General features: G+C 64.3%; 23 protein-coding genes and 1 pseudogene. 13 read left to right on the top strand and 11 right to left on the bottom strand.

What is annotated here, in order from left to right:
* Positions 1-339 (top strand): annotated as a pseudogene (locus VKI00_RS13550) (MFS transporter); the annotation flags it as partial.
* A gap of 44 nt (positions 340-383) precedes the next feature.
* Here the strand turns inward: VKI00_RS13550 and VKI00_RS13545 are convergent.
* The 3 genes from VKI00_RS13545 to VKI00_RS13535 form a co-directional block, all read right to left on the bottom strand.
* Complete coding sequence (locus VKI00_RS13545) at positions 384-1,772, bottom strand: cytochrome P450 (RefSeq protein WP_324438125.1); 1,389 nt, start codon at positions 1,770-1,772, stop codon at positions 384-386.
* 88 nt (positions 1,773-1,860) lie between these two features.
* A complete protein-coding gene (locus VKI00_RS13540) occupies positions 1,861-2,727 on the bottom strand; it encodes a hypothetical protein (RefSeq protein WP_324438123.1) in 867 nt (288 codons plus the stop codon).
* A 14-nt stretch (positions 2,728-2,741) separates the two neighbouring features.
* Complete coding sequence (locus VKI00_RS13535; protein ID WP_324438120.1) at positions 2,742-3,320, bottom strand: TetR family transcriptional regulator; 579 nt, start codon at positions 3,318-3,320, stop codon at positions 2,742-2,744.
* Between the two features lie 228 nt (positions 3,321-3,548).
* Between VKI00_RS13535 and VKI00_RS13530 the strand changes: the two genes are divergently transcribed.
* Genes VKI00_RS13530 through VKI00_RS13510 form a run of 5 tightly spaced genes read left to right on the top strand, consistent with a single transcriptional unit; the run spans position 3,549 to position 9,420 of the window.
* Positions 3,549-4,415 (top strand): amidohydrolase family protein, encoded by an 867-nt coding sequence (locus VKI00_RS13530; protein ID WP_324438118.1) that lies wholly within the window; start codon positions 3,549-3,551, stop codon positions 4,413-4,415.
* Positions 4,416-4,422: 7 nt separating this feature from the next.
* On the top strand, positions 4,423-6,648 hold the full coding sequence (locus VKI00_RS13525) for an acyl-CoA dehydrogenase (RefSeq protein WP_324438117.1): 2,226 nt from the start codon (positions 4,423-4,425) through the stop codon (positions 6,646-6,648).
* A 39-nt stretch (positions 6,649-6,687) separates the two neighbouring features.
* Positions 6,688-7,881: an amidohydrolase family protein gene (locus VKI00_RS13520; RefSeq protein ID WP_324438115.1), complete on the top strand. Its 1,194-nt coding sequence runs from the start codon at positions 6,688-6,690 to the stop codon at positions 7,879-7,881.
* Between the two features lie 7 nt (positions 7,882-7,888).
* A complete protein-coding gene (locus VKI00_RS13515; protein WP_324438113.1) occupies positions 7,889-8,158 on the top strand; it encodes a hypothetical protein in 270 nt (89 codons plus the stop codon).
* Between the two features lie 8 nt (positions 8,159-8,166).
* Positions 8,167-9,420, top strand: a complete 1,254-nt coding sequence (locus VKI00_RS13510) for a cytochrome P450 (protein ID WP_324438111.1) — start codon at positions 8,167-8,169, stop codon at positions 9,418-9,420.
* Between the two features lie 9 nt (positions 9,421-9,429).
* On the opposite strand, the gene VKI00_RS13505 is transcribed toward VKI00_RS13510, so the two are convergent.
* Positions 9,430-10,869 carry an amidohydrolase family protein gene (locus VKI00_RS13505; protein WP_324438109.1) on the bottom strand — a complete coding sequence of 480 codons (1,440 nt, stop codon included), beginning with the start codon at positions 10,867-10,869 and terminating at the stop codon, positions 9,430-9,432.
* Between the two features lie 16 nt (positions 10,870-10,885).
* On the opposite strand from VKI00_RS13505, the gene VKI00_RS13500 reads away from it, so the two are divergent.
* Entirely contained in the window at positions 10,886-11,743 is an 858-nt protein-coding gene (locus tag VKI00_RS13500; protein ID WP_324438107.1) for a 3-hydroxybutyrate dehydrogenase, read from the top strand.
* Between the two features lie 14 nt (positions 11,744-11,757).
* Here VKI00_RS13500 and VKI00_RS13495 read toward each other — a convergent pair whose 3' ends face one another.
* Positions 11,758-12,456: a glycoside hydrolase gene (locus VKI00_RS13495; RefSeq protein WP_324438105.1), complete on the bottom strand. Its 699-nt coding sequence runs from the start codon at positions 12,454-12,456 to the stop codon at positions 11,758-11,760.
* A gap of 170 nt (positions 12,457-12,626) precedes the next feature.
* On the opposite strand from VKI00_RS13495, the gene VKI00_RS13490 reads away from it, so the two are divergent.
* The 3 genes from VKI00_RS13490 to VKI00_RS13480 all read left to right on the top strand — a co-directional run bounded on the left by VKI00_RS13490 (position 12,627) and on the right by VKI00_RS13480 (position 15,319).
* Positions 12,627-13,154 (top strand): DUF4232 domain-containing protein, encoded by a 528-nt coding sequence (locus VKI00_RS13490; protein ID WP_324438103.1) that lies wholly within the window; start codon positions 12,627-12,629, stop codon positions 13,152-13,154.
* Between the two features lie 114 nt (positions 13,155-13,268).
* Positions 13,269-14,105, top strand: coding sequence for a mycofactocin-coupled SDR family oxidoreductase (locus VKI00_RS13485; RefSeq protein WP_324438102.1), 837 nt, complete (start codon positions 13,269-13,271; stop codon positions 14,103-14,105).
* An 11-nt stretch (positions 14,106-14,116) separates the two neighbouring features.
* Complete coding sequence (locus VKI00_RS13480) at positions 14,117-15,319, top strand: cytochrome P450 (protein WP_324438100.1); 1,203 nt, start codon at positions 14,117-14,119, stop codon at positions 15,317-15,319.
* Here VKI00_RS13480 and VKI00_RS13475 read toward each other — a convergent pair.
* The 5 genes from VKI00_RS13475 to VKI00_RS13455 form a co-directional block, all read right to left on the bottom strand.
* On the bottom strand, positions 15,316-15,888 hold the full coding sequence (locus VKI00_RS13475) for a helix-turn-helix domain-containing protein (protein ID WP_324438098.1): 573 nt from the start codon (positions 15,886-15,888) through the stop codon (positions 15,316-15,318). The genes VKI00_RS13480 and VKI00_RS13475 overlap by 4 nt on opposite strands.
* A gap of 54 nt (positions 15,889-15,942) precedes the next feature.
* Positions 15,943-16,278, bottom strand: a complete 336-nt coding sequence (locus tag VKI00_RS13470; protein ID WP_324438096.1) for a hypothetical protein — start codon at positions 16,276-16,278, stop codon at positions 15,943-15,945.
* Positions 16,275-17,570, bottom strand: a complete 1,296-nt coding sequence (locus VKI00_RS13465; protein WP_324438094.1) for an aromatic ring-hydroxylating dioxygenase subunit alpha — start codon at positions 17,568-17,570, stop codon at positions 16,275-16,277. The genes VKI00_RS13470 and VKI00_RS13465 overlap by 4 nt, the downstream gene beginning before the upstream one ends.
* Complete coding sequence (locus VKI00_RS13460) at positions 17,567-18,469, bottom strand: enoyl-CoA hydratase/isomerase family protein (RefSeq protein ID WP_324438092.1); 903 nt, start codon at positions 18,467-18,469, stop codon at positions 17,567-17,569. The genes VKI00_RS13465 and VKI00_RS13460 overlap by 4 nt, the downstream gene beginning before the upstream one ends.
* Before the next feature lie 65 nt (positions 18,470-18,534).
* Positions 18,535-19,500, bottom strand: a complete 966-nt coding sequence (locus VKI00_RS13455; protein ID WP_324438090.1) for a TIGR03621 family F420-dependent LLM class oxidoreductase — start codon at positions 19,498-19,500, stop codon at positions 18,535-18,537.
* An 87-nt stretch (positions 19,501-19,587) separates the two neighbouring features.
* Between VKI00_RS13455 and VKI00_RS13450 the strand changes: the two genes are divergently transcribed.
* Together VKI00_RS13450 and VKI00_RS13445 are read left to right on the top strand one after the other, a co-directional pair.
* Positions 19,588-20,292 (top strand): SDR family NAD(P)-dependent oxidoreductase, encoded by a 705-nt coding sequence (locus VKI00_RS13450; protein WP_324438088.1) that lies wholly within the window; start codon positions 19,588-19,590, stop codon positions 20,290-20,292.
* A 9-nt stretch (positions 20,293-20,301) separates the two neighbouring features.
* Positions 20,302-21,780 (top strand): aldehyde dehydrogenase, encoded by a 1,479-nt coding sequence (locus VKI00_RS13445; RefSeq protein WP_324438086.1) that lies wholly within the window; start codon positions 20,302-20,304, stop codon positions 21,778-21,780.
* Positions 21,781-21,833: 53 nt separating this feature from the next.
* Here VKI00_RS13445 and VKI00_RS13440 read toward each other — a convergent pair whose 3' ends face one another.
* On the bottom strand, positions 21,834-22,361 hold the full coding sequence (locus VKI00_RS13440) for a hypothetical protein (protein WP_324438084.1): 528 nt from the start codon (positions 22,359-22,361) through the stop codon (positions 21,834-21,836).
* 155 nt (positions 22,362-22,516) lie between these two features.
* Here VKI00_RS13440 and VKI00_RS13435 point away from each other — a divergent pair.
* Positions 22,517-23,823, top strand: a 1,307-nt coding sequence (locus tag VKI00_RS13435) for an acyl-CoA dehydrogenase family protein (protein ID WP_324438082.1), incomplete at its 3' end; no start/stop codon positions are given.

Here is a 23,823-nt window from a genome sequence, read left to right as displayed (position 1 = left end):
GGCGCCGTGCTGATCTTTGTCGCGGTCGTGGTGTCACTGCAGCTGCACGCGATGGAATACGGTCCACAGGCCGCGTTGATCGGCGAAAGCTTCCCGACGCACCTGCGCTATGGCGGCGCCGGGCTCGGCTACCAGTTGGCGTCGGTGTTCGCCGGCGGCCCGGCGCCGTTGATCGCGACGTGGCTGCTGCATGAAACCGGCACGCCCTACTCGATCTCGATTTACATCGTGCTTGCCGCGATCATCACGATTGGCTGCGTCGCGGCCCTGCCGGACCGCTCCCGGGTGGATATCGAGGACGCCGCGGCCTACCGCGGCGCATCAGATCCGGTTTCCTAGCCAGGCGCAGTCAGCGTCCTGGTTGTGCGAGGCGACTGGTCTCCCTAGCGGCCGATGCGGGCGGGCAGCCCCTCTGACGCAAAGTTCTTGTCCCCGAGCAGGGATGAGTCGTTTACGGGCGGTCGGCGGTATACGACGGCGCGGCCACCACGCCCGGGCGCAATGGCCACACCCCGGGAGTGATACCGCTCGCCCGGCGCACCGGTGGTGCCGAATTCGAATTCGCGCAACAAGGTGCGCAGCGTCACGTTCATCTCCATGTTGGCGAAGGCGGCGCCGATGCAACGGTGGATCCCACCACCAAACGGAATCCACGTGTAGCTCTCCGGGCCAGCGCCGAGGAATCGGTCGGGGTTGAAGGAGTTCGCGTCGGGGAAGTTCTGCTCTGATGCGTGGGCCGCCGAGATGCTGACGACCACTGCACCGTGTTCGGGGATCACCCACTCCCCGAGACGGATTCGCTTCTTCGTCATCCGGGCAGTAAATCGAATAACCGGTCGAGTCCGCTGCACTTCCTGGATCGTGGCCTGCCGCAACTGTGATCCTCCGGCCTCGACCTCTTCGGTCAACCGCGACAGCAACCGGGGGTGGCGCCGCAGCCGCTCGACGGTCCATGCCAGCGTCGTTGCAGTGGTCTCGTGGCCGGCTAGCAGCAGCGTGAGCAGCTCATCGGCGATGTGGTCATTGGAGATCTGCGAGCCATCTTCGTAGCGCGCCCGTAGCATCAGTGAAAGCACGTCGCCGCGCTGCTCGAATGCCGGGTCGGCCAGCGCGTCGGAGATCAGGCCGTCGATCAGGGCGTTATAACGCCTGCGGTAACGCTGGAACCGGGGCGCCTGGCCCCTTACACCGAGAGCACGCTGCACTATCTCAGACAGAATCGCGAACCGCGAACCCAACAGCACCATCGCCGGCAGCAACTCACGCAGTTCGTCGAACGCGGCACCCTCAGCGCCGAAGACCGCGCGCAGGATCGCGTTGAGCGTGATGCGCATCATCGAGGGCAACGTCTCGAACTCGCGGCCCTCGGGCCAGTTCGCGGTCTCACGCACCACCTCTTCTTCGATGATGTGCTCGTAGCCTTGCATTCGCTTGCCGTGAAATGGTGGGACCAGTAACTTCCGCCGCTCACGGTGCGCATCGCCGTCGAGACTGAAAGTCGATCCGGGGCCAAAAATCCTGCCCAGGCCGTTCGACGGCCTCCTGCCGACTACGTCGCCGCTCGTCGTGAACAGGTCCTTGATCAGGACCGGGTCGCTGATCACCACAGCCTCGCCGACGATAGGCAGGTTCAGCGTGAATGCCGTGCCGTGGCGTCGGGCCAGTGTCCCGACCGCCTTCTCACGGCTGGCCACGAACGCAAGGGCCTGAACGATTTTCGGTATCCGCAGCCTGGGCGGCAGCCTTACCGGATCGGTCGTCGCTTCACCCATCTCGTCGCCTTCTCGAAGCCGGTACTCCAAGGTACCTGTCGACGGTACGGTGCGGTACCGGCACGGCACAAGCCCAATTACGGGCCGCTCATTCCACGACGTCGAACACCGCCGCCGCGGAGGTGACCGGCTTGTCGCCGTTGCCTTCGTCGTGCAGCAACATCCGCACCCCAACGCGTCCGGTGGTTCCCACGTGCGCGGTGCCTTCGACACGGAACGGCCCGACCTTGCCCCGCGACATGAACATCACATGCCAGCTGACGACCTGGACCTTCCTGGTGCCCACGGCCGCCGCGGCGAGGTCGATAGCGGCGGTCTCGAGGACGACGTGCTGCGGCCCGATGTGCAGAGCCGCATCGGGTGATGCCAGCTCCGCGCTCAGCGCCGGCAGCACCCAGTGGCCGTCGGAACGCTTCGACGCGCCGAACGCCTGCCACAGCGGCGGCAGTTCGGGGGAGTCTTCGATGACGAGCTCGGTTCCTGAAACATCCATCCGGTCAAGGCCTTCGGGCGGAATACCGATGATTGCGCCCTGGCCCTCGTTGAAAGCGATCACCCGTTCCGGGTTGTCGGCGTCGACGATCTTGCATCGCCCGTACCCCATCGTGCGACCCTGGTGGATGTTGCCGGAATCGACGATCTCGACCCGCTTGACGTCATATCCCGGGTCGACGATCTGCACCGAGGCGATGACCGGATTGGGCACCGCGACCATATCCGTCTGACAACCCTCCGGCGACGAGATCGCCAACGGCGCCACCATGATTCCGCCGGCCTCGTTGCGCATGTCACGGCGGATCACCACGGTGTCGTCGACCTCGCCGATGTTCATCGACGAATGCTTCCGGCCGATGTAGCGGTAGCTCAGCAGGCCGGTCCAGCGTCGGAACAGCTCGTCGCGATAGGCGTCAGCATTACCTGCGAGCTCGCGGATATCGCGCAATGGCTGTGTCATTCAGATCGCTCCTTCTAGGGTTCGGCCCACTCACGAGGCAGCAGTGCACGGGCGACCCACTCGACTCGGCTTAGCGACTCTTCCAACGTCATCATGCCGGTGAGCACCCCGGCGAGCGCGTTGCTCAACGCGCCGTTGAGGCCGAAAGTGATGTTCGGAATGTCCTCCGGTGCAACGCCGTCGAGCAGGCTGTCAAACATCTCGGCGTTCGTGCGATTCATCTGGTCGAGCATCGATCTGGCCTCGGGAGCAGTGGCTCTCGCCGCTTGCAGCATTAGCGCCGTCATTTCCGGGTTGCGGTAAAAGGCGCGCTGTGCGCGTCGTAAGTAATCCAGGACGCCCGGCAACGGGTCGTGGTCCGTCCGGGTGCCACGCGATGCGAGGATGCGGCGGGTGAGTCGCTTCTGCCAGTCCTCCAGCGCCGCCGCAAGCAGGTGCTCCTTCGAGCTGAAGTAGCGATAGACCGTAGCCAGCGCCACTCCCGAACGCTGGGCCACGTCGCGCATCTGGACCGCATCGGCGCCCACGTCGCCGATCAGATCGATCACGGCTTCGATGATCCTGGCTCGCCGGATCAGCTGGCGACTGGTCATATCCGCAAGGGGAACTACGGGGGATTCGGCCCGCTCGACGGGAGTATTGACGATGCGACCTCCGGCTCAGGTCGAGAACCGACTTCTCAGTGAATGCTCCGATGTTACGACACATCGTCCGAATTGCACAGTGTTATCCCAGCTAGACATGCCGCCACATCTTGACAGAGGTAGAACGTTGTTTCAGTATGGATCGAGCAGCGACGCTGGTAGCGATCGGAGGACGCCATGGCCGGACCTGTGGGTCTGCCGGTGATCGACACAATGGTCGGATTCCCACACGAGGGCTCCGCTCAGTACGACTTCATCCGCAGGCAGACCAAGGACCGCGAATCCAAAGAGGACTTCGAGTTCCCGGTCGAGTACATCTTCAAGGACGTGCCGAAGGGGCTGCCGACCGACGACCCGGTGTCGCTGGTGCTCCAGCAGATGGACCGGTTCGGTATCGAAAAGGCAATGATCGGGGTCGGTGAGGGCTCCGCGCAGCTGGCACTGAAGACGTTCCCGGATCGCTTCGTGCCATCCGGCGCGCTGGTGGACCCCAACGATGTGATGGGTTCGGTGAACGCGATTCGTCGCGAGTACGAGCAGTTCGGCATCCGCGCCACGTCGGTGTTCCCGGCCGGAACCTTCCCGCAAGTCCCTATCGACGACCCGAAGATGTACCCGATCTATGCCACCTGCGTCGAGTTGGGCATCCCGATCTTCGTCTGCGCCGGTATCCCCGGCCCGCGAGTTCCCTTTGCACCGCAAGAAGTTTCGCGAATCGACATCGTGATGTTCGATTTCCCCGATCTGGTATTCGTCACCCGCCACGGCTGCGAACCGTGGCAGGATCTGGCGGTCAAGCTGATGCTGAAGTGGCCGAACCTGTACTACTCGACATCAGCGTTTGCGCCCAAGTACTACCCGAAGGCCATCATCGACTACGCGAATTCCCGCGGCGCCGACAAAATCATCTACGCCGGCTACTTCCCGATGGGCCTGTCGCTGGAGCGAATCTTCAGCGAGCTACCCAACGTTCTGCTGAAGGACGAGGTGTGGCCGAAGTTCCTGTACGGCAACGCTGCCCGCATCCTCGGCCTGGAAGGCTGAAGAACCTATGGCGCTGGCCATCACCGCCGAGCAGGAGCAACTCGTTGACGCTGTCAGCCGGTTCGCTGCCCGGCACGCGCCCATCGACGCGACCCGGGCCGCCTTCGAGTCGATAGCGGCGGGCGAATTACCGCCCTGGTGGCCGGAATTCGTCGAGCACGGCTTTCATGCGGTGCACCTTCCGGTGGACATCGGCGGCCAGGGCGGCAGTCTGGTCGACATGGCCTGTGTGGTCGAGGCCGCGGCGGCGGCGCTGCTGCCGGGACCGCTGTTGAGCACGGTGACGGCGAGCGCCGTTGCGAGCCTGGCCGACGCGTCGGTCAAACCGCTGCTCACCGAACTGGCTGACGGCGCGACGGCGGTCGTCATCCTGCCCGAGCATTGCGACGTGCGGGCCGTCTCCGAAGGAGACTCGTGGCGGCTCGATGGGTCGTCGGGATCCGTTCTGGGAATCTGTGCGGCGCAACGCATCCTGCTCTGCGCGCAGAGCGCTGATGGCGGTGAACAGTGGTTTGCCCTGGACACGGACTCGAAAGGCCCGGGCTTGACGGTCGAACCGCAACGAGGCACCGATCTGTGCACCGACGTCGGTGTGCTCGATCTCGTTGATTACATCGCGCCGGCCAGCTCAGTGATATCCGGCATCTCCACGCCGCGGGCTCGCTGCGTTGTGGTGGCGCTTTCGGCCTGCGCGGCGGCCGGGACGGTGCGTCGTTGCTCCGACGCGGCGACCGATTACATCCGCACGCGTGAACAATTCGGTAAACCGGTCGGAGCGTTTCAGGCGCTGCAGCACAAGGCGGCGACGCTGCTGGTGAGCTCGGAACTGGCGACGGCGTCGGCCTGGGACGCGGTACGGGCCGAAGGCGAATCCATCGAGCAGCACCGGCTGGCCGCGGCGTCGGGCGCGGTGATGGCGGTGGCCGCGGCCCCCGATCTGGTGCTCGACGCGTTGTTGATGTTCGGCGCGATCGGCTACACGTGGGAGCACGACACACACCTGTACTGGCGGCGCGCCACCAGCTTGGCGGCGTCGTTGGGCCCGACGACGCACTGGACTCGCGAGGTCGGGGAGTTGGCACGCACGGTGAAGCGCTCCACCACAATCGATTTGGGCACTATCGAGTCCGAATTCCGAGCCAGGGTGGCCGCAACGCTCGACGACGCGTTAAGTCTGTCCAACGACCACCCTTCCGACGACAGCAGGAACCCCGGCTTGGCCTTTGGGCCGCAACGGGATCTGCTGGCCCGCAACGGCCTGGCCGCACCGAATCTGCCTGCGCCGTGGGGTGTCGGCGCGTCGCCGGTTCAGCAGGTGATCATCGCCGAGGAATTCGACAAGCGTCCCGAATTGATACGACCCTCGCTCGGCATTGCGGAGTGGATCCTTCCGACGATTCTGGGCAGCGGATCGGATCTGCAGCGCGAGCGCTTCGCCTGGCCGATCCTGCGCGGCGTACAGCGGTGGTGCCAACTCTTCAGTGAACCCGGCGCCGGCTCTGACCTGGCGTCGCTGTCGACCCGCGCCAACAAGGTCGACGGGGGATGGGTGGTCAACGGGCACAAGATCTGGACCTCGCTGGCCAATCGGGCTCAGTTCGGCGCGCTGCTGGCGCGCACCGATCCCGAAGCGAAGAAGCACCGCGGGATCAGCTACTTCCTCGTCGACATGAGCTGGCCGGGCATCGACGTCTCCCCGATCAAGCAGGCCAGCGGACGCACCGAATTCAACGAGGTCTTTCTGACCGACGTGTTCGTGCCCGACGACATGCTGGTCGGTGAGCCCGGCGACGGCTGGGGCCTGGCGGTGTCGACGATGGCGGTCGAACGAACCGCCATCGGCAACTACGTCAGCATCGATCGCGCCGCTGCCCTTCGACGAATGACGGAAATCGATGGCCCCGAACAGGATGCGGCGCTGCGGGCGCTCGGCGACGTCGAGGCCTACAGCACGGCGATCAAGGCCGTGGTGCTGCGCGAAACCCTGCGTCTGGTCGAGGGTCAGGGGCCGGGACCGACGTCCAGCATCGCCAAGTACGCGATGGTCACTTTGCTGCGTCGCGCGTGGACCGCCACGCTCGGCCTGACCGGCCGCATCGCGATGCTGGCGGAGTCCGACCCGGCCGTCGTGCAGCCCTACTTCGACGCTCCTGCCGAACTCATCGGCGGGGGAACCCCGGAGATACAGCTGACGGTCATCGCATCGATGGTCCTCGGCTTACCGCGCAACTGAATCCTCTAAATTCGGGCCCCAGAAAGGACGTTTGCCGCGATGACGACACAGCTCCCGTTCAAGTTTTTCGACTGCGACAACCACTACTACGAAGCGCTCGACGCGTTCACCCGTCACATCGAGCCGCACTTGAAAAAGCGCGCGATCCAATGGGCCCAACTGGACGGTAAACAGCGTCTCATCGTCGGTGGCAGGGTCAACAGGTTCATCCCGAATCCGACCTTCGATCCGGTGGGCAAGCCGGGCGCGCTCGACGAATACTTTCGCGGCCGAAACCCCAGAGGTGCCGACTTGAATGCGCTGTTCGGCGACTTGGAACCGATCCCGGCGGCGTATCGCGACCGCGACGCGCGCCTGGCGTTGATGGATCAGCAGGGCATGGCGGGCTGCATCCTGCTGCCCACCCTCGGCGTCGGGATGGAACAAGCGCTGTTGCCCGACTTCGACGCCACGGTCGCGACCTTCCGGGCTTTTAACCGCTGGATGGATGAGGACTGGGGATTCGCCTACCAGGAGCGGATATTCGGCGCTCCCTACATCACCATGTGCAAACCGGACGATGCGGTCCGCGAACTCGAGTGGGCGCTGGAGCGTGACGCCCGCTTCATCGTCATGGTGCCCGGACCGATCACGACAGAGGTCGGCATGCGTCCGCCCGGCGACCCCATGTTCGACGCCTTCTGGCAGTTGGCCAACGATTCAGGCATCACCGTGTGCTACCACTCCGGCGAGACGTACTACTCGAAGTTCATGCCGGCCTGGGGTGAATCGGACTACATGATGTCGTTCCAGGCGCTGCTCGGTTTCCGGAACTTGTTCTCCGGACACGCCTTACAGGACACCTTCGCCAACCACCTGCACAACGGGCTTTACCTGCGCTTCCCCAATCTGAGGATGGCTTCGATCGAAAGCGGCTCGGACTGGGTGTTTCACCTGTTCGAAAAGCTGACCAAGTCCTACGGACAGATCCCGCAGATCTACAGGGAGGACCCAAGAGAGACCTTCAAACGCCACGTCTGGGTGTCGCCCTTCTACGAGGATGAGCTGGCCAGCCTGCTGAGGCTGCTGGGCGAAAACCGCATCATCATGGGTTCGGACTTCCCCCATGTCGAAGGCCTGGCCGACCCCGCGTCCTATCTCAAGGATCTGGAGAACTTCGACTACACGCCTCAGCAGTGCCGAACCGTCATGCGCGACAACGGACTTGAGCTGTCGATCCGCAGGCCGGTGTGACCGGTTGGTGAATGTCAGCAAGTCCAGCCTGGTTGCCATGCTGCTGGAGGTCGGCGAGGAGAACGCGGCAGTGTTGCTCGCGCGGTCTGCGCTGCCGGATGAGATCGACACCGACCGCGACCTCGACGCGCTGGTGGCGTTCGGGTTGGACCGCGATCAGGTCGACGAGATCGCGCGGTTGACCATCGGCGCCCTCGACAATCGCCCCGGGCGCGACGAGATGGGGCAGACCATCTCGCGCCGGTGGGCCGACCTCGTCGACCATTGGCTGACTTAGGAGGCATCATGGCGACACCGCAGCTGCCGAAGGGTTTCGACTTCACCGACCCCGACGTCTACGCCGCGCGCCTGCCGACCGAGGAGCTGCGCGAACTACGGCGCGCGGCGCCCATTTGGTGGAACGAGCAGCCGGAGGGCGTCGGAGGTTTCACTGACGGCGGGTACTGGGTGGTCAGCAAGCATCGCGACGTGCGTGAGGTGTCACTGCGCGACGGCGTGTTCTCCAGCGCCGAGAACTGCATCGTGCCGCGGTATTGCGATGAGGAGGCGGCGCGCGGGCAGATCGAGGCCGGCCGATTCTCGATGATCAACATGGATGCTCCGCAGCACACCCACATGCGCAAGATCGTGTCTCGAGGTTTCACACCCCGTGCGGTGGAGCGGCTTCGAGAAGACCTGGCACAGCGAGCCCGTCGTATCGTCGCCGAGGCAGCCGCCGCCGGGACCGGGGACTTCGTGGCGCAGGTGTCCAGCGAGCTGCCACTACAGGCGATGGCCGGACTACTCGGTGTCCCGTTTGAGGATCGATCCAAGCTGTTCCATTGGACCAACAAGATGGTGGGGGATGAGGATCCGGAGTTCGCCGGGTCCGAGGCGTTGGCGTCGGCCGGCGAATTGATGTTCTACGGAATGCAACTCGCCGCACTCAAGGCCGACCATCCGGGTGACGACATCGTCAGCCAGCTGATCGAGGCCGACGTCGACGGCCACAGGCTCTCCGACGAGGAGTTCGGGCTGTTTATGGTGACGCTGACGGTGGCCGGCAACGAGACCACCCGCAACTCGATCACGCAGGGAATGATGGCGTTCCTCGACAACCCGGAGCAGTGGAAGGTGTTCAAGGAGCGGCGCCCCGTCACCGCCGTCGACGAGATCATCCGATGGGCCACCCCGATCACGGCTTTTCAGCGCACCGCGCTCCGCGATATCGAACTCGGCGGCGTCCCGATCAAGCAGGGCCAGCGCCTCGCGCTGTTCTACCGATCGGCCAACTTCGACGAGGATGTGTTCGACGATCCGTTCTCGTTCAACGTGCTGCGAGACCCAAACCCGCACGTCAGTTTTGGCGGCACCGGCGCGCATTACTGCTTGGGGGCCAACCTCGCCAGGCTGACCATCGAGGTGATGTTCAACGCGATCGCCGACCTCGTTCCCGACCTCACCTCGCGAGCCAACCCGGAGCGGTTACGATCCGGCTGGCTCAACGGAATCAAGCATTGGCAGGTCGACTACACCGGCGCCTGCCCGGTGTCGCGCTGACGCGGATAGTTATACAGCAGCATGGGTTTCGGCGACGGTCTGGATCGTCGCCGCGAGAGTCTCCGGCGAGTAATAGCGGCCGGCCCGGACCACGCCGCCGATGTCGTGCAGGTGGGCCACGTTGTCCACGGGGTTAGCCGACAGCAAGACAATGTCGGCGTCCTTCCCGGGTTCTACCGTGCCCAAAGTCGCTGTCCTGCCAAGAAACTCGGCAGCGTTGATGGTGGCCATCTGCAAGATTCGCAACGGCGTCAGACCTGCCGCCGCCAACTGGTCGAACTCGTCATGCAATGCAAATCCGGGTATCTCCCAACCGGATCCGCTAACATCGCTGCCGGCTATCATCTTGACGCCCTCTTCGTCAAAGATGCGCACCATGTCCAGCTGCCGGCGGTAGTGGTTGCGATAAGCGCTGCGCATCGTCTCGGGGCGAGAGGCATATTTCTCGGTGGCCTTTCGCCAGCTCTTCAGAGTCCGCCTCGACGCGAAGCGGTTGTTGGGGTTGGCGTGGTAGACCGGGTCGTCGCAGAACTGTTGGGTGCGTAGCCGGATCAGCGTTGGACACTGCCAGGTCTGATCGGCGGCGAATACCCTTGCCAAATCACGGGCTTTGTCGTCGTTGAATGACTGACCGGCGTCGGCGATCAGCTCGGCGTCGACCGGTTTGGCCAGCAGCAGGGGGTTGATGACGGTCTTGGCCATCACCCGGGCCAGGAGCATCCCCATCAGCCGCTCGGCGAACGGGAACCTGGGAACGGTGGGGAATTTCGGTGCGGCACAGTCTGCAACCGCCCGTTCGATGGCGTCCTGGTGATCGCAGCACGCCGCGACGATGGCGACGCCGGGACCGAGGTGCTCGATCGAGCGCATCCTGCCGTCGGAGGCTGCGCGTACATCGATCCCGACGGGCAGATGCCCAACGGTAGCCAGCCCCAGCCGAGCGGCTTCGGCCTGAGCCGGAAAGAACACCTGCGGGGCCACCATCGCAACCTTGATGAAATAGGCTCCGGTCTCGGCCTGCTGCCGGACCGATTGCAGCGCAACGGATTCACTGCCGGCATTGAAGGGCAGCAATACCTCGCCTGGCATCGACAGCAGCGCAGGCCCGTCAGTGGGGAGGGCGAGCTTGCCGGTGCTGCGATCACCGAGCAGTGTGCGTGAGCCCCCCATCTGGCGGAATCCTGTGACGCCGCAGGCAAGCATGAGCCGCAGCGCCGGACGGGCGTCGCGTCGGTCCGCCAGTGGATGGGCATGCATGTCGCAGAACCCCGGCACCGCGTACGTGCCCCGCGCGTCGACCACCGCGACCCGGTCCGGGTGGTCCTCGGAGGCAGGCATGATCGAGGCGATCCGGCCGCCTTCGACGGTGATGTCAACGTCGCGGTCCAGGCTGCCGTCGCGGACGTCGACGACGGTGGTGCCGCGCAGAATCGTGCGCTCGGCGGTCATTCCTTGGTTCTACCCGATGAGCCCGCCGAACACGTGGTTGAGGGATACTCGATCCGCGCAGCCGAGCTGTCTGGAGGAAGGGCAAAAGACGATGATCCGCGGAAAATCCGTCGTCGTAACGGGTTCCACGTCCGGTATTGGTCTTGCCATCGCACGCGCCTTCGCCGGCGAGGGGGCAAACGTGACGCTCAACGGTTTCGGTGACCCAGAGGCCGTTGAGCAAGAGCGTCAGAGTATCGAGCAAACCTTCGGAGTAACCGCGGTTTATTCGAGCGCCGACGTGACCAAGCCGGCCGAGATTGCCGAGATGATCAGCGGCGCCGAAAAGACCTTCGGGAGAATCGATGTCCTCGTCAACAATGCTGGTATCCAGTTCGTGGCGAAGGTGGAGGATTTCCCAGTCGAGAAATGGGACGCCGTCATCGCCACGAATCTGTCGGCCGCTTTCCACACGAGTCGATGCGTGCTGCCGGGGATGAAGCGCCGCGGTTGGGGCCGGATCATCAATATCGCCTCGGCGCACGGCCTCGTGGCAAGCGCCGAGAAGGCCGCGTATGTCGCGGCAAAACACGGGGTTGTCGGATTAACGAAGGTGGTGGCAATCGAAACCGCCGATCACGGCATCACGTGCAACGCGATCTGCCCAGGTTGGGTGATGACGCCGCTGATAGCACAGCAAGTCGAAGTTTTCGCCGACGCGGCGGGAAAGTCCTTTGACGAGGCCAAGCAAGAGTTCGTTGCCGTAAAGCAGCCGATGGCCCGCTTCACCCGTCCCGAGGACATCGGCGCCCTCGCGGTCTTCCTGGCAGGCGATGCCGCCGCCACCATCACCGGCGCCTCTTATTCAGTCGACGGCGGCTGGACCGCCCAGTGAGGCGCAGTGCGCCATCAGTCTGGCGGCGTCGGGGTCATCGATCCGATGTAGTACGTTTCGTGCCCGGTCGGATATCCGCCGCCGTCGGTAGCGATGTGAACGTGGTCGTAGTGGTTGGCGGTTTCGTTGCCGTAGTCCGCGGTCCAGCTCCCCTTGCCGACGCCCGGATAGATTTTCTGCCGCCAGATCACGTGGTTGATTCCCCATCGCTTGGCATTCGCCAACGCGAACCCGGCGATTTGGTTGCCGAGCTCGATGCCCGCCGGGGAGTCGTGGTTCGGGATCATCACGTCGATGGCCAACCCGTTGGGATGCCATTTCAACGCGTCCTGCCGGTACCCGCCGATGGTGGTGATCTGCGGAAACAACACGCTAATTGCACGGGCAGCCCAGATGGTCTTGACCTGCAACCCATTCTCCGGCGCAACGCCGCGGGGCAACACGAACTGAAAACTCTGGGCAGCGACAGGCGCATCTGCAGCCAGCAAGTGCGCCTCCGCCGGAGTGGCGGTCTGCGGCGGAGACGCGATGGCCGGCGCGCTGGGCGGCGCGGGTTTGGGGCTCGTCGAGGCTGCCACCGGTTTCGCCGGTGTGGTCGTGACGCAGCACCGAGTCTCGTTGCTTTGCGCGTAGAGCATGGCGGCAGAGGCGACGACCGTGGCCGCGAAGCCCAACCAGCGGCCGCGACCTGTGGCTAACGACTTTCCGCTCACGGACAGCACCTTACTGTGGTGTTCGACGTGGTGTGGCAAATTCCTCAGCGCAACTCGCAAGCGAGCCAGGTCAGTAGTACACCAGGGTTTTCGTGTCATCGCCGATTTGCCGCCCGGCGGGCCGCGTTGTGGCAGCTTTGAAACCGCACCGCCTAATAAGGGAGTACGCAATGAAGCGTTTGCCTATGTATCTCAGCATCGCCGCTGCGGTCATCCTGGCCGGCTGCAGCTCGTCTAAAACGGGCACAACTCCCAGCACCGCGACGACCGGTACGCCGGCGGCGACTGCCTCGCAGTGTCTTACCACCGCGCTAGCGGCCAGCCTTGGCCAAGAGAACGGAACGGCCGGTACCGTCTACTATCCGCTCAACCTCCGCAATACTGGCAGCTCACCATGCACTATCCAGGGCTACGCCGGCGTGTCGTTCGTTGCGGGCGCCGACAATCACCGGGTCGGCAAAGCCGCCGAGCAGGACCCCGGCTCAACTGCCACCGTCACGCTATCGCCCGGCCAGATGGCCACAGCGACACTCGGAATCGTCAACGCCGGAAACTTCGGGTGCGAGACGACCCCGGTCAGCGGCCTGCAAGTCTCCCCGCCCGGCCAAACCGCTTCCCTCGTGATCGCGCACGCTGATACGGCGTGCACAGATCCGAGTTTCTCCACCTTGCACGTCGGCCCGTTTGCGAGCGCCTAGCCCGGCGCCGATTGCGCGCCCTTGACGCGCTCGACGCCGTGCTGCTAAACATGGCGTGCGCCCTAGAATTGGGCGATCGCCCAAAATCGCATCCGCAGGGGAATCGAGGTTGGCATGGCGGGCCGGATGGACGGCAAGGTCGCATTCGTGACCGGTGCCGCACGCGGGCAGGGCAGAAGTCATGCCGTCCGGCTCGCGCGGGAGGGTGCCGACATCATCGCCGTCGACATCTGCCGCGACTTTGAGAATTCTCCTGTGGATGGTGCGACGCCGGAAGACCTCGACGAGACGGCCGGCATGGTCAAGAACGCCGGGGGTCGGATCGTGACCGCCGAGGTCGACGTTCGCGATTACGACGAGCTGAAAGCCGCCGTTGACGGCGGTGTCGAACAGCTGGGACTGCTAGACGTCATCGTCGCCAACGCCGGCATCGGTACGACGGCCGGAAAGCTGTACAAGGCCAAAGAGGCGCTGTGGCAGGAGATGATCGACGTCAACCTCAGCGGAGTGTGGAAGACGGTGAAGGCCGGCGTTCCGCACATCCTGGCAGGTGATCGCGGCGGCTCGATCATCCTGACGTCCTCGGTTGCCGGTAACAAGGCCTATCCGCACGTCGGCCACTACGTCGCTGCCAAGCACGGCGTGATCGGCCTGATGCGTTCGTTCGCGGTCGAATTGGGGCAGCACATGATCCGGGTCAACGCTGTCCTGCCGACGCATGTGAATTCGCCGTTGTTGTTGAACGAGGCCACCTATCGCGCTTTCCGCCCGGAATTGGACAACCCCGGGCCGGATGATCTTGCGCCGGTGTGCCAGAGCTTCCACGTCTTGCCCATCCCCTGGGTGACCCCAGAGGACATCAGCAACGCGGTGTTGTTCTTGGCCTCCGACGAAGCGCGCTACATCACCGGGGTCCCGCTCACGGTGGATGCCGGCAGCTGCCTGAAGTAAGGGAATTATTGATGACTGTCACCAGCGACACGGACGTTTATTACGACCCCTACGACGTCGGCATCAACGCCGACCCGTACCCGACTTACGCCCGGCTGCGCGACCAGGCGCCGATCTACTACAACGAGCAATACGACTTCTGGGCGATCTCAAGGCATTCCGACGTCGAGCAAGCATTGGCGAACTGGGAAGTCTTCTCCAGTCGTCGCAGTGACATCCTTGAGTTGGTCAAGTCGAAATTCGACATGCCCGGTGGCGTGATGATGTTTCAGGATCCCCCTGAGCATTCCAGGCTGCGGGGGCTGATGTCGCGGGTGTTCACGCCGCGCCGGATGGCCGCGATCGAAGACCAGATCCGGCAGTACTGCATCGGCTGCCTGGATCCGCTGGTCGGCTCCGATGGCTTCGACATCATCGCCGAGCTGGCGTCGATGATGCCGATGCGGGTGATCGGCATGCTGCTGGGAATTCCTGAGTCCGAGCAGGTCTCGGTTCGCGACGCCAACGACGCCAACTTGCGCACCAAGCCCGGCGCGCCGCTCAAGGTCGCCGACGCCGACTCCATCGCCGACGGCCGGATCTACGCCGACTACGTCGAATGGCGATCGAAGAACCCGTCCGACGACCTGATGACGACACTGCTCAACGTCGAATTCGACGACGAGCAGGGCGTGCACCGAAAGCTGAGCCGCAAAGAGGTGCTGCATTACACCCAGGTGGTGGCCGGTGCCGGAAACGAGACGACGGGCCGGCTGATCGGCTGGCTGGCCAAGGTGCTCGCCGAGCATCCCGATCAGCGCCGGGAAATCCACCAGGATCGTTCGCTGCTGAATCGCACCGTCGACGAGACGCTACGGTTCGAGCCTACCGGTCCGCACGTAGCCCGCTGGATGACAACGGATTTCGAGTGCTACGGCACCACCGTTCCGGCGGGCAGCGCCATGCTATTGCTGTTCGGCGCCGCTAATCGCGACCCCCGCCGGTACGCCGATCCGGACACCTTCAACATCCACCGCGACAACATTTCGCACATCACCTTTGGAAAAGGCGTGCACTACTGCCTGGGTGCAAACCTCGCGCGCCTGGAGGGTCGTGTCGCACTGGACGAGATCCTCAACCGTTGGCCCGAATGGGGCATCGATTACGACACAGCACAACTCGCGTCGACGTCCACCGTTCGCGGCTGGGAGCGGCTGCGGGTGGTGCTGCCTTAGCCGGACTGATTGCTCCGGCCCTGGCGGGCTTTCGGCCGCGGCATCTCGAATCGGTCGAGCATTCGATGCACCAGAGCGACAGCCTCGTCGTGGCCGCCGGCGGCGCCAAGTCCCTGTTCGAGTATCAGCGTGCGGCCGATCGCGGCGATGACGACCGCCAGGGCGGCGGGCGGGAAATCTTCGGTGTCGATGTCGTGCTCGCGGACGATGAAATTCAGCGCGGTGATCTGCTGTTCGCGCCAGCGCTCGGACCAGGCCGCGATCTCCGCCCTGATCTCCTTGCGGTGATTGGCCAGCCCCATGAACTCCAACAACAGTCGGGTGTCTTTGGGTTCGATGAGGGTATCCCAGAAGGCGTGGAGGGGGCGATCGGAAGCCAACGCTTTCTGCTGTCTGTCAAGGTAAATGGTGGCGCCACGGCGGAAAACCGCCAGATACAAATCGTCCATCGTGGGGAAGTAGTAGTGCACGAGGGCCGGTTTCACGCCGGCCTGGGTCGCGACCCGGCGTGACGTGGCCGCGGCATAACCTTCCTCGACCATGATCTGACTCGTCGCGGCGATCAGCATGTCGCGAGTGGTGGAGTCGCGTGTCTTCGGTCGTGCGGATGCGGTCACGTCGTGTCACACCGCCGGCTCGGCGACCATGTCGAAGAAGGCGGCACCGGAGTCCGGGATGCGGTTCTGCTTGAACACGTTGACGGCGTAGGAGACCAAGATCATCGAGTAGAGCAGATGCAGCAGCCGTTCGGCGTCTTCAGGCAATTCGTTGATGTCGAGCTCATCGAGGTAGGCGATCGCCTGTTCGGCCCGAGGCGCGATCGCGTCGTAGAACCTGACGAGTTCGTCGTACGGTTTCTGCACACGCGCCTCGTAGCGTTGCGCCCGCGTCGTTAATGCCCAGTCGGCCACGAATGGTTCCAGGTCGGAGAATCCTTGCGGGAGGGCCAAATTGGTCATGACGACTCCCCAGAACGGTAAGCGGCTACGGTGTCGCGGATGACCGTGTGGAACTGGCGGATGAGCAGTTCCTGGTCGCTGAGGTGGAAGGTGCTTTGCGCCCGTGTCTTCAGCGCCGAGTGGGTGGCCTCGATGGTGTTCACGTCCTGCATCGCGAACTCAATCGTGCTGTCGACCACCAACTCCTGCGCCAAGCGCTCATGCGCGTTGGCCGGCGGGACGAAATACATGTCGATCTCGTAGATGTGCGAGTCCACGGTCTCCGGCCAGTAGGTGTAGGTGATGTAGTAGCCGCGGGCCCAGATCTGGATGGAGATGTTCGGGAAGACCCAGAATTGGTCGTTGCCCCACGATGCGATGTTGCCGCGGTTCAGGAAATCGGGCTGCGGACCGATATCCGGAACATCGTCGGGTCCGAACAGACCGGCGCGGAACAGCTTGTAAACCCAACGCTGGTCCTGGCGGGCTGGTCCGGCGGTGCCCGGTTCGCGGGGCGGCAGCGGCGGCGGTCCGGGGACCGAGGTCAGCATGTGCGGCCGGAACAGTTCGTAGTGGTAGGAGTCGACGGGCGGCACCATCTTCTCGGCCTTGGAGACGTCGGGGTCGATGAAGCGACCGTGCACATACGGCGGGTGATACCACTCGCATACCGAGTCGACAGCCAGCTTCCAGTTCCCGTTGATCCGGGTGGAGAACCCGTAGCGCTGCGTCATCTTCTCGAACGGATAGCTCTCGATGGCTAATAGTCCGTCGCCGAGGAAATCCCGAAGCGGCACCGGATCGTCGGCGAGATTGATGAAGATGAAGCCCGCCCACACCTCGCAGTGCACCGGCGGCATCCGCAGTGTGCTCTTGTCGAGATCGAAAAACTCGTCTTCGTTGGTGACGTGGTTGAGCTTGCCGTCCAGGCCGTATCGCCACCCGTGGTATTTGCAGGCAAACGCGCGACACGTTCCCGAGGACTCTCGTCCGGGGTGCTCTTGCCAGACGACCTTGTTGCCGCGGTGAGCGCACACATTGTGGAACGCGTGCACGCTGTCATCCAGATCGCGGGCGATCACGATCGATGCGAGGCCACCGGGCAGGTCGCGGGTGAAGTACGAGCCCTTGCGCGGTAGCCGCTCGATTCGCCCGACGCACAACCAGTTTCGTTCGAACACGGCTTTACGCTCGGCGGCGAAGAATTCCTCGGAGATGGAGTCTTCGTAGCTGACCGGGCCGGTGCCGAGTTCGGGATAGTCGGTGGTGAACTTGCCGCGGCCGGTGGACAGTCGCTGCTGGATACTCGTCACGACCGGACTCCTTCGTTGCGCTGATCGTCTTGGGCGGGCGCGCCGTTCGACCAAGGCTCCTGATCCCAGGCCCTATCGAGCGGGGCCATCTCACCGCCGAACGGGAAGAAGGCCCGCTGCGCGTAGGTTTCCCGGGCCAGGCCGTGGCCGAGTTCGTCGATGAAGGCCCGTTTGAGCGGGTTGGTAAACAGCTGGCGTGAGTAACGCAGCGTCAGCGGTGGACGCTTGACCAGTTCGCGAGCCAATTCCCATGCCCGGTCGAGCAACTGGTCTCCTGCCAGCACCTCGTTGACCACACCCCACTCCTTGGCTTCGGCCGCGCCGAGTTTCATCCCGGTCAGCAGGAAATAGCGAGCGCGGGTGTGGCCGGCCAAAAAGCTCCAGATGACGTGCTGACCGTCGCCGGGCACCTGGCCGCGAGGAAAATGTGATGCGTCCTGGAAGTAGGCGTCCTCGGAGGCCAGCACAATATCGCCCAGCAGCGGCACCTCGGAGTGCATATTGCACGGGCCGTTCACAGCACTGATCATCGGAACGTCGACGTCGAGCACGTTGGTGATCAAATGCCGTGCATACCAAGCTTTTTCGTCGAGCTTGTGCAAGCCGCGGGTGCCGGGCATGAGCTGGTAATCGGGCTTTTCGACCGGGTCGCCGTTGGGCATGCGCCCCCAATTGGCGTTGTAGTTCTCGCCGGTGCCGGTGTGGATCAGTACCTTGATCTCGCGATCCCCGGCGATGTCGGCGAACGCGTCGGACATCTGGTCGTGTGCCCGCCAGTCCCACACCAGGCTGCCGCCGTTGGTGTGGCACTGCATGAACAGGATTCCGTCGTCGGTGAGGTCGAGCCGATAGTTCGGGTACCGGTCGTGGTACTCGCTGTATCTGGTCCGCTTTGCCATAGAGCCGTCCCGTTCCCTTGAGCGATCGCCCAAATAGTCCCACCTATGCGGTTGAGGGTCAAGGTTCAGCGCCCGTGCAGCCGGGCTACCACCGGTGCGAAGGATTCGATCTCGGACTGCTGGACCGTGACGTAGTTGATGCCCAGCTTTTCCCGACGCGAACACAGCGTCTCAACAACGCTTTCCACCGAGCCGACCAGGACGTTGGGATGGTCACGCAGCAATTCGGCTGCTATCCCGGTTGTCGTCGCGAGTTCGGCCAGGGCCGCCTCGGGATGGGCGGTGATCTGCGTGAAGTACGGCGAGCTCTCGACCTCCAAACCGCCGAACCGCTCGCCGGCAGCCTCGCGCACGAAACCGATTCGACGTTGGGCGACTGCCTGCGGATCGAGGCCGTCGGCGTCGCGCGCCACAAACGGCACGCTGGAAATGCTGACGATGTCGCCCGCCCGGGCGGCCAGCGAAAGGACGCGGCGGCCGCCCCCGCCGATCATGATCGGGGGATGTGGACGTTGCACCGGACGGGGCCGCCCGGCATATCCCTGCACCCGAACGAAGTCGCCTGACCAGTCCAGCTCGTCGCCTTGCCAATGCGCCTTGACGAACGAGACGACCTCGGCAAGCTTGGCGATTCGCCGGCCCGGAGGCTCGAAGTCGATACCCATTGCGGTGTACTCGACGTCGCTCCACCCGGCTCCGATACCCATCTCCAACCGACCGTCGGACAGCAGGTCAAGCGTCGCCGCCTCCTTGGCCAATACCGCCGGCGCATGATAGTCGATGCAGAACACCCGGCACCCGATGCGCAATGTCTGGCTCACCGCGGCTGCCGCCGCCATCGCCGCGATAGGAGCCAGGTCTTGGCGAGGGGTGCGCGCCGCGCGCTGCGCGGCGCCCGGTCCCAGGTAGTGATCAGCCAGGAAAAGCGTTGAGTAGCCGAGGTCTTCGACTCTCCGAACGGTGTCGTGCCACTCGCGGCCCCCGGTGGCGTTGGTCGCCTGCACGGCGAAACGAAATGGCGGCCTGTCCATCAACGGACCCTAACGCTTCACTTGACCGGCGTCGACGGGGAGTGATAGGCATGTTTGGGCGGTCGCTCAGGAAGGTGGGTTGCAGGCTTGAAGACGGCGGTCGTGACCGGCGGTGCGTCAGGGATTGGCCGCGCGGTCGCCCAACGGTTGCGCAAAGACGGCCTTCGGGTCGCCGTCATCGACCTGTCACCCACCGACGACGAGTACGGCCACGTCGCCGACGTCCGCGACCGCGCCCAGGTCGACGCCGCCGTCGCGGCGATCCGCGAAGCGTTCGGCCCAATCCTGGTGCTAGTCAACGCGGCCGGGGTGGAAGGCTTCAAGAAGTTTCTGCACATGTCGTTTCAGGAATGGTCCAAGGTGATCGATGTCAACCTGAACGGCGTATTCCACACCATCCAGGCCGTGCTGCCCGACATGGTCGAGGAAGGTTGGGGACGTATCGTCAACATCTCGTCGTCCAGCACGCACTCCGGGCAACCGTTCATGGCCCATTACGTCGCGGCAAAATCCGCGGTGAATGGGCTGACCAAATCGCTTGCCCTCGAATACGGCCCGAGCGGGATCACCGTCAACGCCGTACCGCCGGGATTCGTAGACACACCGATGCTGCGCAGCGCCGAGAGTCGGCATCTCCTGGGTGGCTCGGTGGAGGACCACATCAACCGCACACCGGTGCGCCGGGTCGGAAAGCCCGAAGATATTGCCGCCGCGTGTTCGTTTTTCGTGTCCGAGGAGGCCAGCTACATCACCGGCCAGATCCTCGGTGTCAATGGCGGCCGCAACACCTGAGAGGCATTGATGTACGAGAGAGACCAACTGTTCATCGACGGCAAGTGGACTTCTCCTGTTTCTAAACCCCCTTCCGGCTCGGAGTCCGACGCCGTCATCACGGTGGTATCGCCGCACAGCGAGGCGGTCATCGGTCACGCGGCCTGCGCGGGCCCTGCCGATGTGGACCGGGCGGTCGACGCCGCGCGGGCGGCGTTCGACACCGGACCGTGGCCGCGCATGCAGCCCGCCGAACGGATCGAGGCGCTCACCCGGCTGGCCGGCATCTACAAAGAGCGGCGAGCCGATATGGCGGCGCTGATTTCGGCCGAGATCGGCGCTCCCATCAGCTTCGCGAAAAGGGCACAGGTGGCGCTGCCGCTCACGATGATCTCGGCGTTCTGCGGCATGGCGCAGAACTACGAATGGCAGCAGGCGCGTCCGGGGTTGTACGGCAAGGATATTCGGATTCTGAAGCAACCGGTCGGAGTTGTCGCCGCGGTGGCGCCCTGGAACATGCCGCAGTTTCTCACCGTCACCAAGGTGGTGCCGGCGTTGCTGGCGGGATGTTCGGTGGTGCTCAAACCGGCACCCGAGTCGGTGCTCGACGCGCAGTTGCTCGCCGAGTTGGTCGCTGAGGCCGATCTTCCGCCCGGTGTGCTGAACGTGGTGCCCGGCGGTCGCGAGGTCGGCGAGTTGTTGGTGGGTCACCCGGGCGTCGACAAGGTCTCGTTCACCGGGTCAACCGCGGCCGGCCGCCAGGTAGCCCTCGCCTGCGCCGCGGGACTCAAGCAGGTCAGCCTGGAACTGGGCGGCAAGTCGGCGGCCATCGTGCTCGACGATGCCGACCCATCGTCGACCGCCACCGCGATTCAGATGGCCAGCCTGGCCAACAGCGGGCAGGTGTGCAACGCGCTGAGCCGGATCCTGGTACCGGAAGCACGCAAGGACCAGTTCGTCGACGCATTGGCGGCCGGGATGTCGTCGATGACGGTGGGCGACCCCGCCGATCCCAACACCCAGATCGGCCCGCTGGTGGCCAAACGTCAGCAGGAACGGGTTCGCGGCTACATCGAAGCGGGCCGCAGCGAAGGCGCTCGCCTGGTGATCGGCGGCGCGGATATGCCCGACGGTCTGGACACCGGCTGGTATGTGCGGCCGACGCTGTTCAGCGACGCGAGCAATGACATGCGGATTGCCCGCGAAGAGATTTTCGGCCCAGTGCTGACTGTCATTCCCTACCGCGACGAAGACGAGGCGATCCGGATCGCCAACGACTCCGAGTATGGGCTGGCCGGCTCGGTGTTCACCGCCGACGTCGACCGAGGGTACGGCGTGGCGGCCCGGGTACGGTCGGGCACTTTCGGCGTCAACGAGGGCTACATCATGGATCCGGTTGCCCCGTTCGGCGGTGTCAAGAACAGCGGCTACGGCCGCGAACTGGGCACCGAAGGGATCGACAGTTACACCGTGAGCCAATCGATTTCGGCTGCGGCGCCGGCGAACTAGTTCGGCGACGACGCAGAGCGCGCAGCGCGATGAGGAGGAGCCGAACAATCGAATTAGTGCCGGGTGCCGCCCACTTCGGCGGGCAGCGGTGGCGGCAACGGCGTCGTCGGTGTTGCTTTTGCCGACGGCGGTGGCGCGGCCGGCGCTGAGCTACCCGGCGCCGCTGCAGTCGCTTTCGCACCGTGGAAATACACCATCGGTTCCTTGCGGATCTCCTGGTTGCCCTCGCTGACGACCAGCGACGTGGCTGTCACCGTGTAGGTGATTCCGTCGCTCTGGGCGATGTATCCGCCGTCGTTCGACGCCGACGCCGGCACGACCAGCTTGGCGCCGTCGCTGATCCGCACCCCGCGGTACTCGAATTTACCGGTGGAGGTCTCGCAGACCGCCACCCGCGAGGTCGCCGTGCTGCCGAAGACCACCGCGGTGTCCGGCGCCGCGCACCGCGCGGTCGAGTCGACGAAACCCAGGGCGTCGGTCGACGGGTCGGCGGGGGCGGATGGCATGCCGAGGGCAAACAGCGCCGACCCCGCCAGCGTGGCGAGCGCGGCGCGGGCCGCAAAAAGCCCAAATGACGACATCAGGCCTACACCAGAACACGGCCGACGAGGTGGGCGCGCGTCCCCACGCCGCCCGACCACCAAATCGTTAGCTTCTCGAGATCCCCCGAGTAACTAGCGTTAGATTCGAGGCCGGACCCGCATCCGCCGAAAGGCGGCGGGGGAAAGGCCTAGCCATGGGACTCCTGTTTGATCCGAACACCTACGAACCGTCGCACTTCGACCCGGAGACGCGGCGTCAACTGCGCGCGGTGATCGACTGGTTCGAACAACGCGGCAAAACCAAGCTGCTGCGCGACGACCTCGAAGCGGCCTGGGTGTCGGACTTCCTCGACTTCATCAAGCAGGAACGGATCTTCGCGACCTTCCTCACCCCGTCGGAATACGGCGGGGGCGATCCGAACAAGCGGTGGGACACCTCGCGCAACGCCGCGCTCAGCGAGATCTTCGGGTTCTACGGGTTGTCCTACTGGTATGCCGAGCAGGTCACGATCCTGGGCCTCGGGCCGATCTGGCAGAGCGACAACATCAAGGCCAAAGAACGCGCGGCCAGTCAACTCGAAGCCGGCGGGGTGATGGCGTTCGGGCTGTCCGAGCGCGAGCACGGAGCCGACATCTACAACACCGACTTGCTGCTGACGCCGGCGCAGGACGACGACGAGGGTGTCATCTTCCGCGCGTCGGGGGAGAAGTACTACATCGGCAACGGCAACGTGGCGGGCATGGTGTCGGTGTTCTCGCGGCGCACCGACGTCGACGGCGCCGACGGTTACGTGTGGTTCGTCGCCGACAGCGGCCACCAGAACTACGAGCTGATCGGCAACGTCGTGCACGGCCAGATGTATGTCAGCAACTTCCGGCTCAACGACTACCCGGTGCACGAGGAGGACATCCTGTGCGCCGGCCCGGAGGCGTTCTCGGCCGCGCTCAACACCGTCAACGTGGGCAAGTTCAATCTGTGCAGCGGCTCGATTGGGATGTGCGAGCACGCCTTCTACGAGGCGATCACGCATGCCAACAACCGCATCCTGTACGGCAACCCGGTCACCGACTTCCCACACGTGCGGGCCAGCTTCGTCGAGGCGTACGCCAGATTGATCGCGATGAAACTGTTCAGCGACCGCGCGATCGACTACTTCCGCAGTGCCAGCCTCGATGACCGTCGATACCTGTTGTTCAACCCGGTGACCAAGTCCAAGGTCACCTCCGAGGGCGAGGCTGTCGTCACTTTGCTGTGGGATGTGTTGGCCGCCAAAGGCTTCGAGAAGAACACCTACTTCTGCGAAGTAGCACGGCTGATCGGCGCCTTGCCGCGCCTGGAAGGAACCGTGCACGTCAACGTCGCGCAGATCCTGAAGTTCATGCCCAACTACATGTTCAACCCGGCGGCTTACCCCGAGATCGGAACGCGCAACGACCCGGCCGATGACGTGTTTTTCTGGGCGCAGGGTCCGGCCCGGGGCGCATCCAAGGTCCAATTCGC

It is taken from the genome of Mycobacterium sp., from assembly GCF_035314665.1.
In the GTDB taxonomy this organism is placed as follows: Bacteria; Actinomycetota; Actinomycetes; order Mycobacteriales; family Mycobacteriaceae; genus Mycobacterium.
The sequence above is the reverse complement of the archived record's forward strand: the minus strand, read 5'-3'. Positions and strand labels throughout refer to the sequence as shown.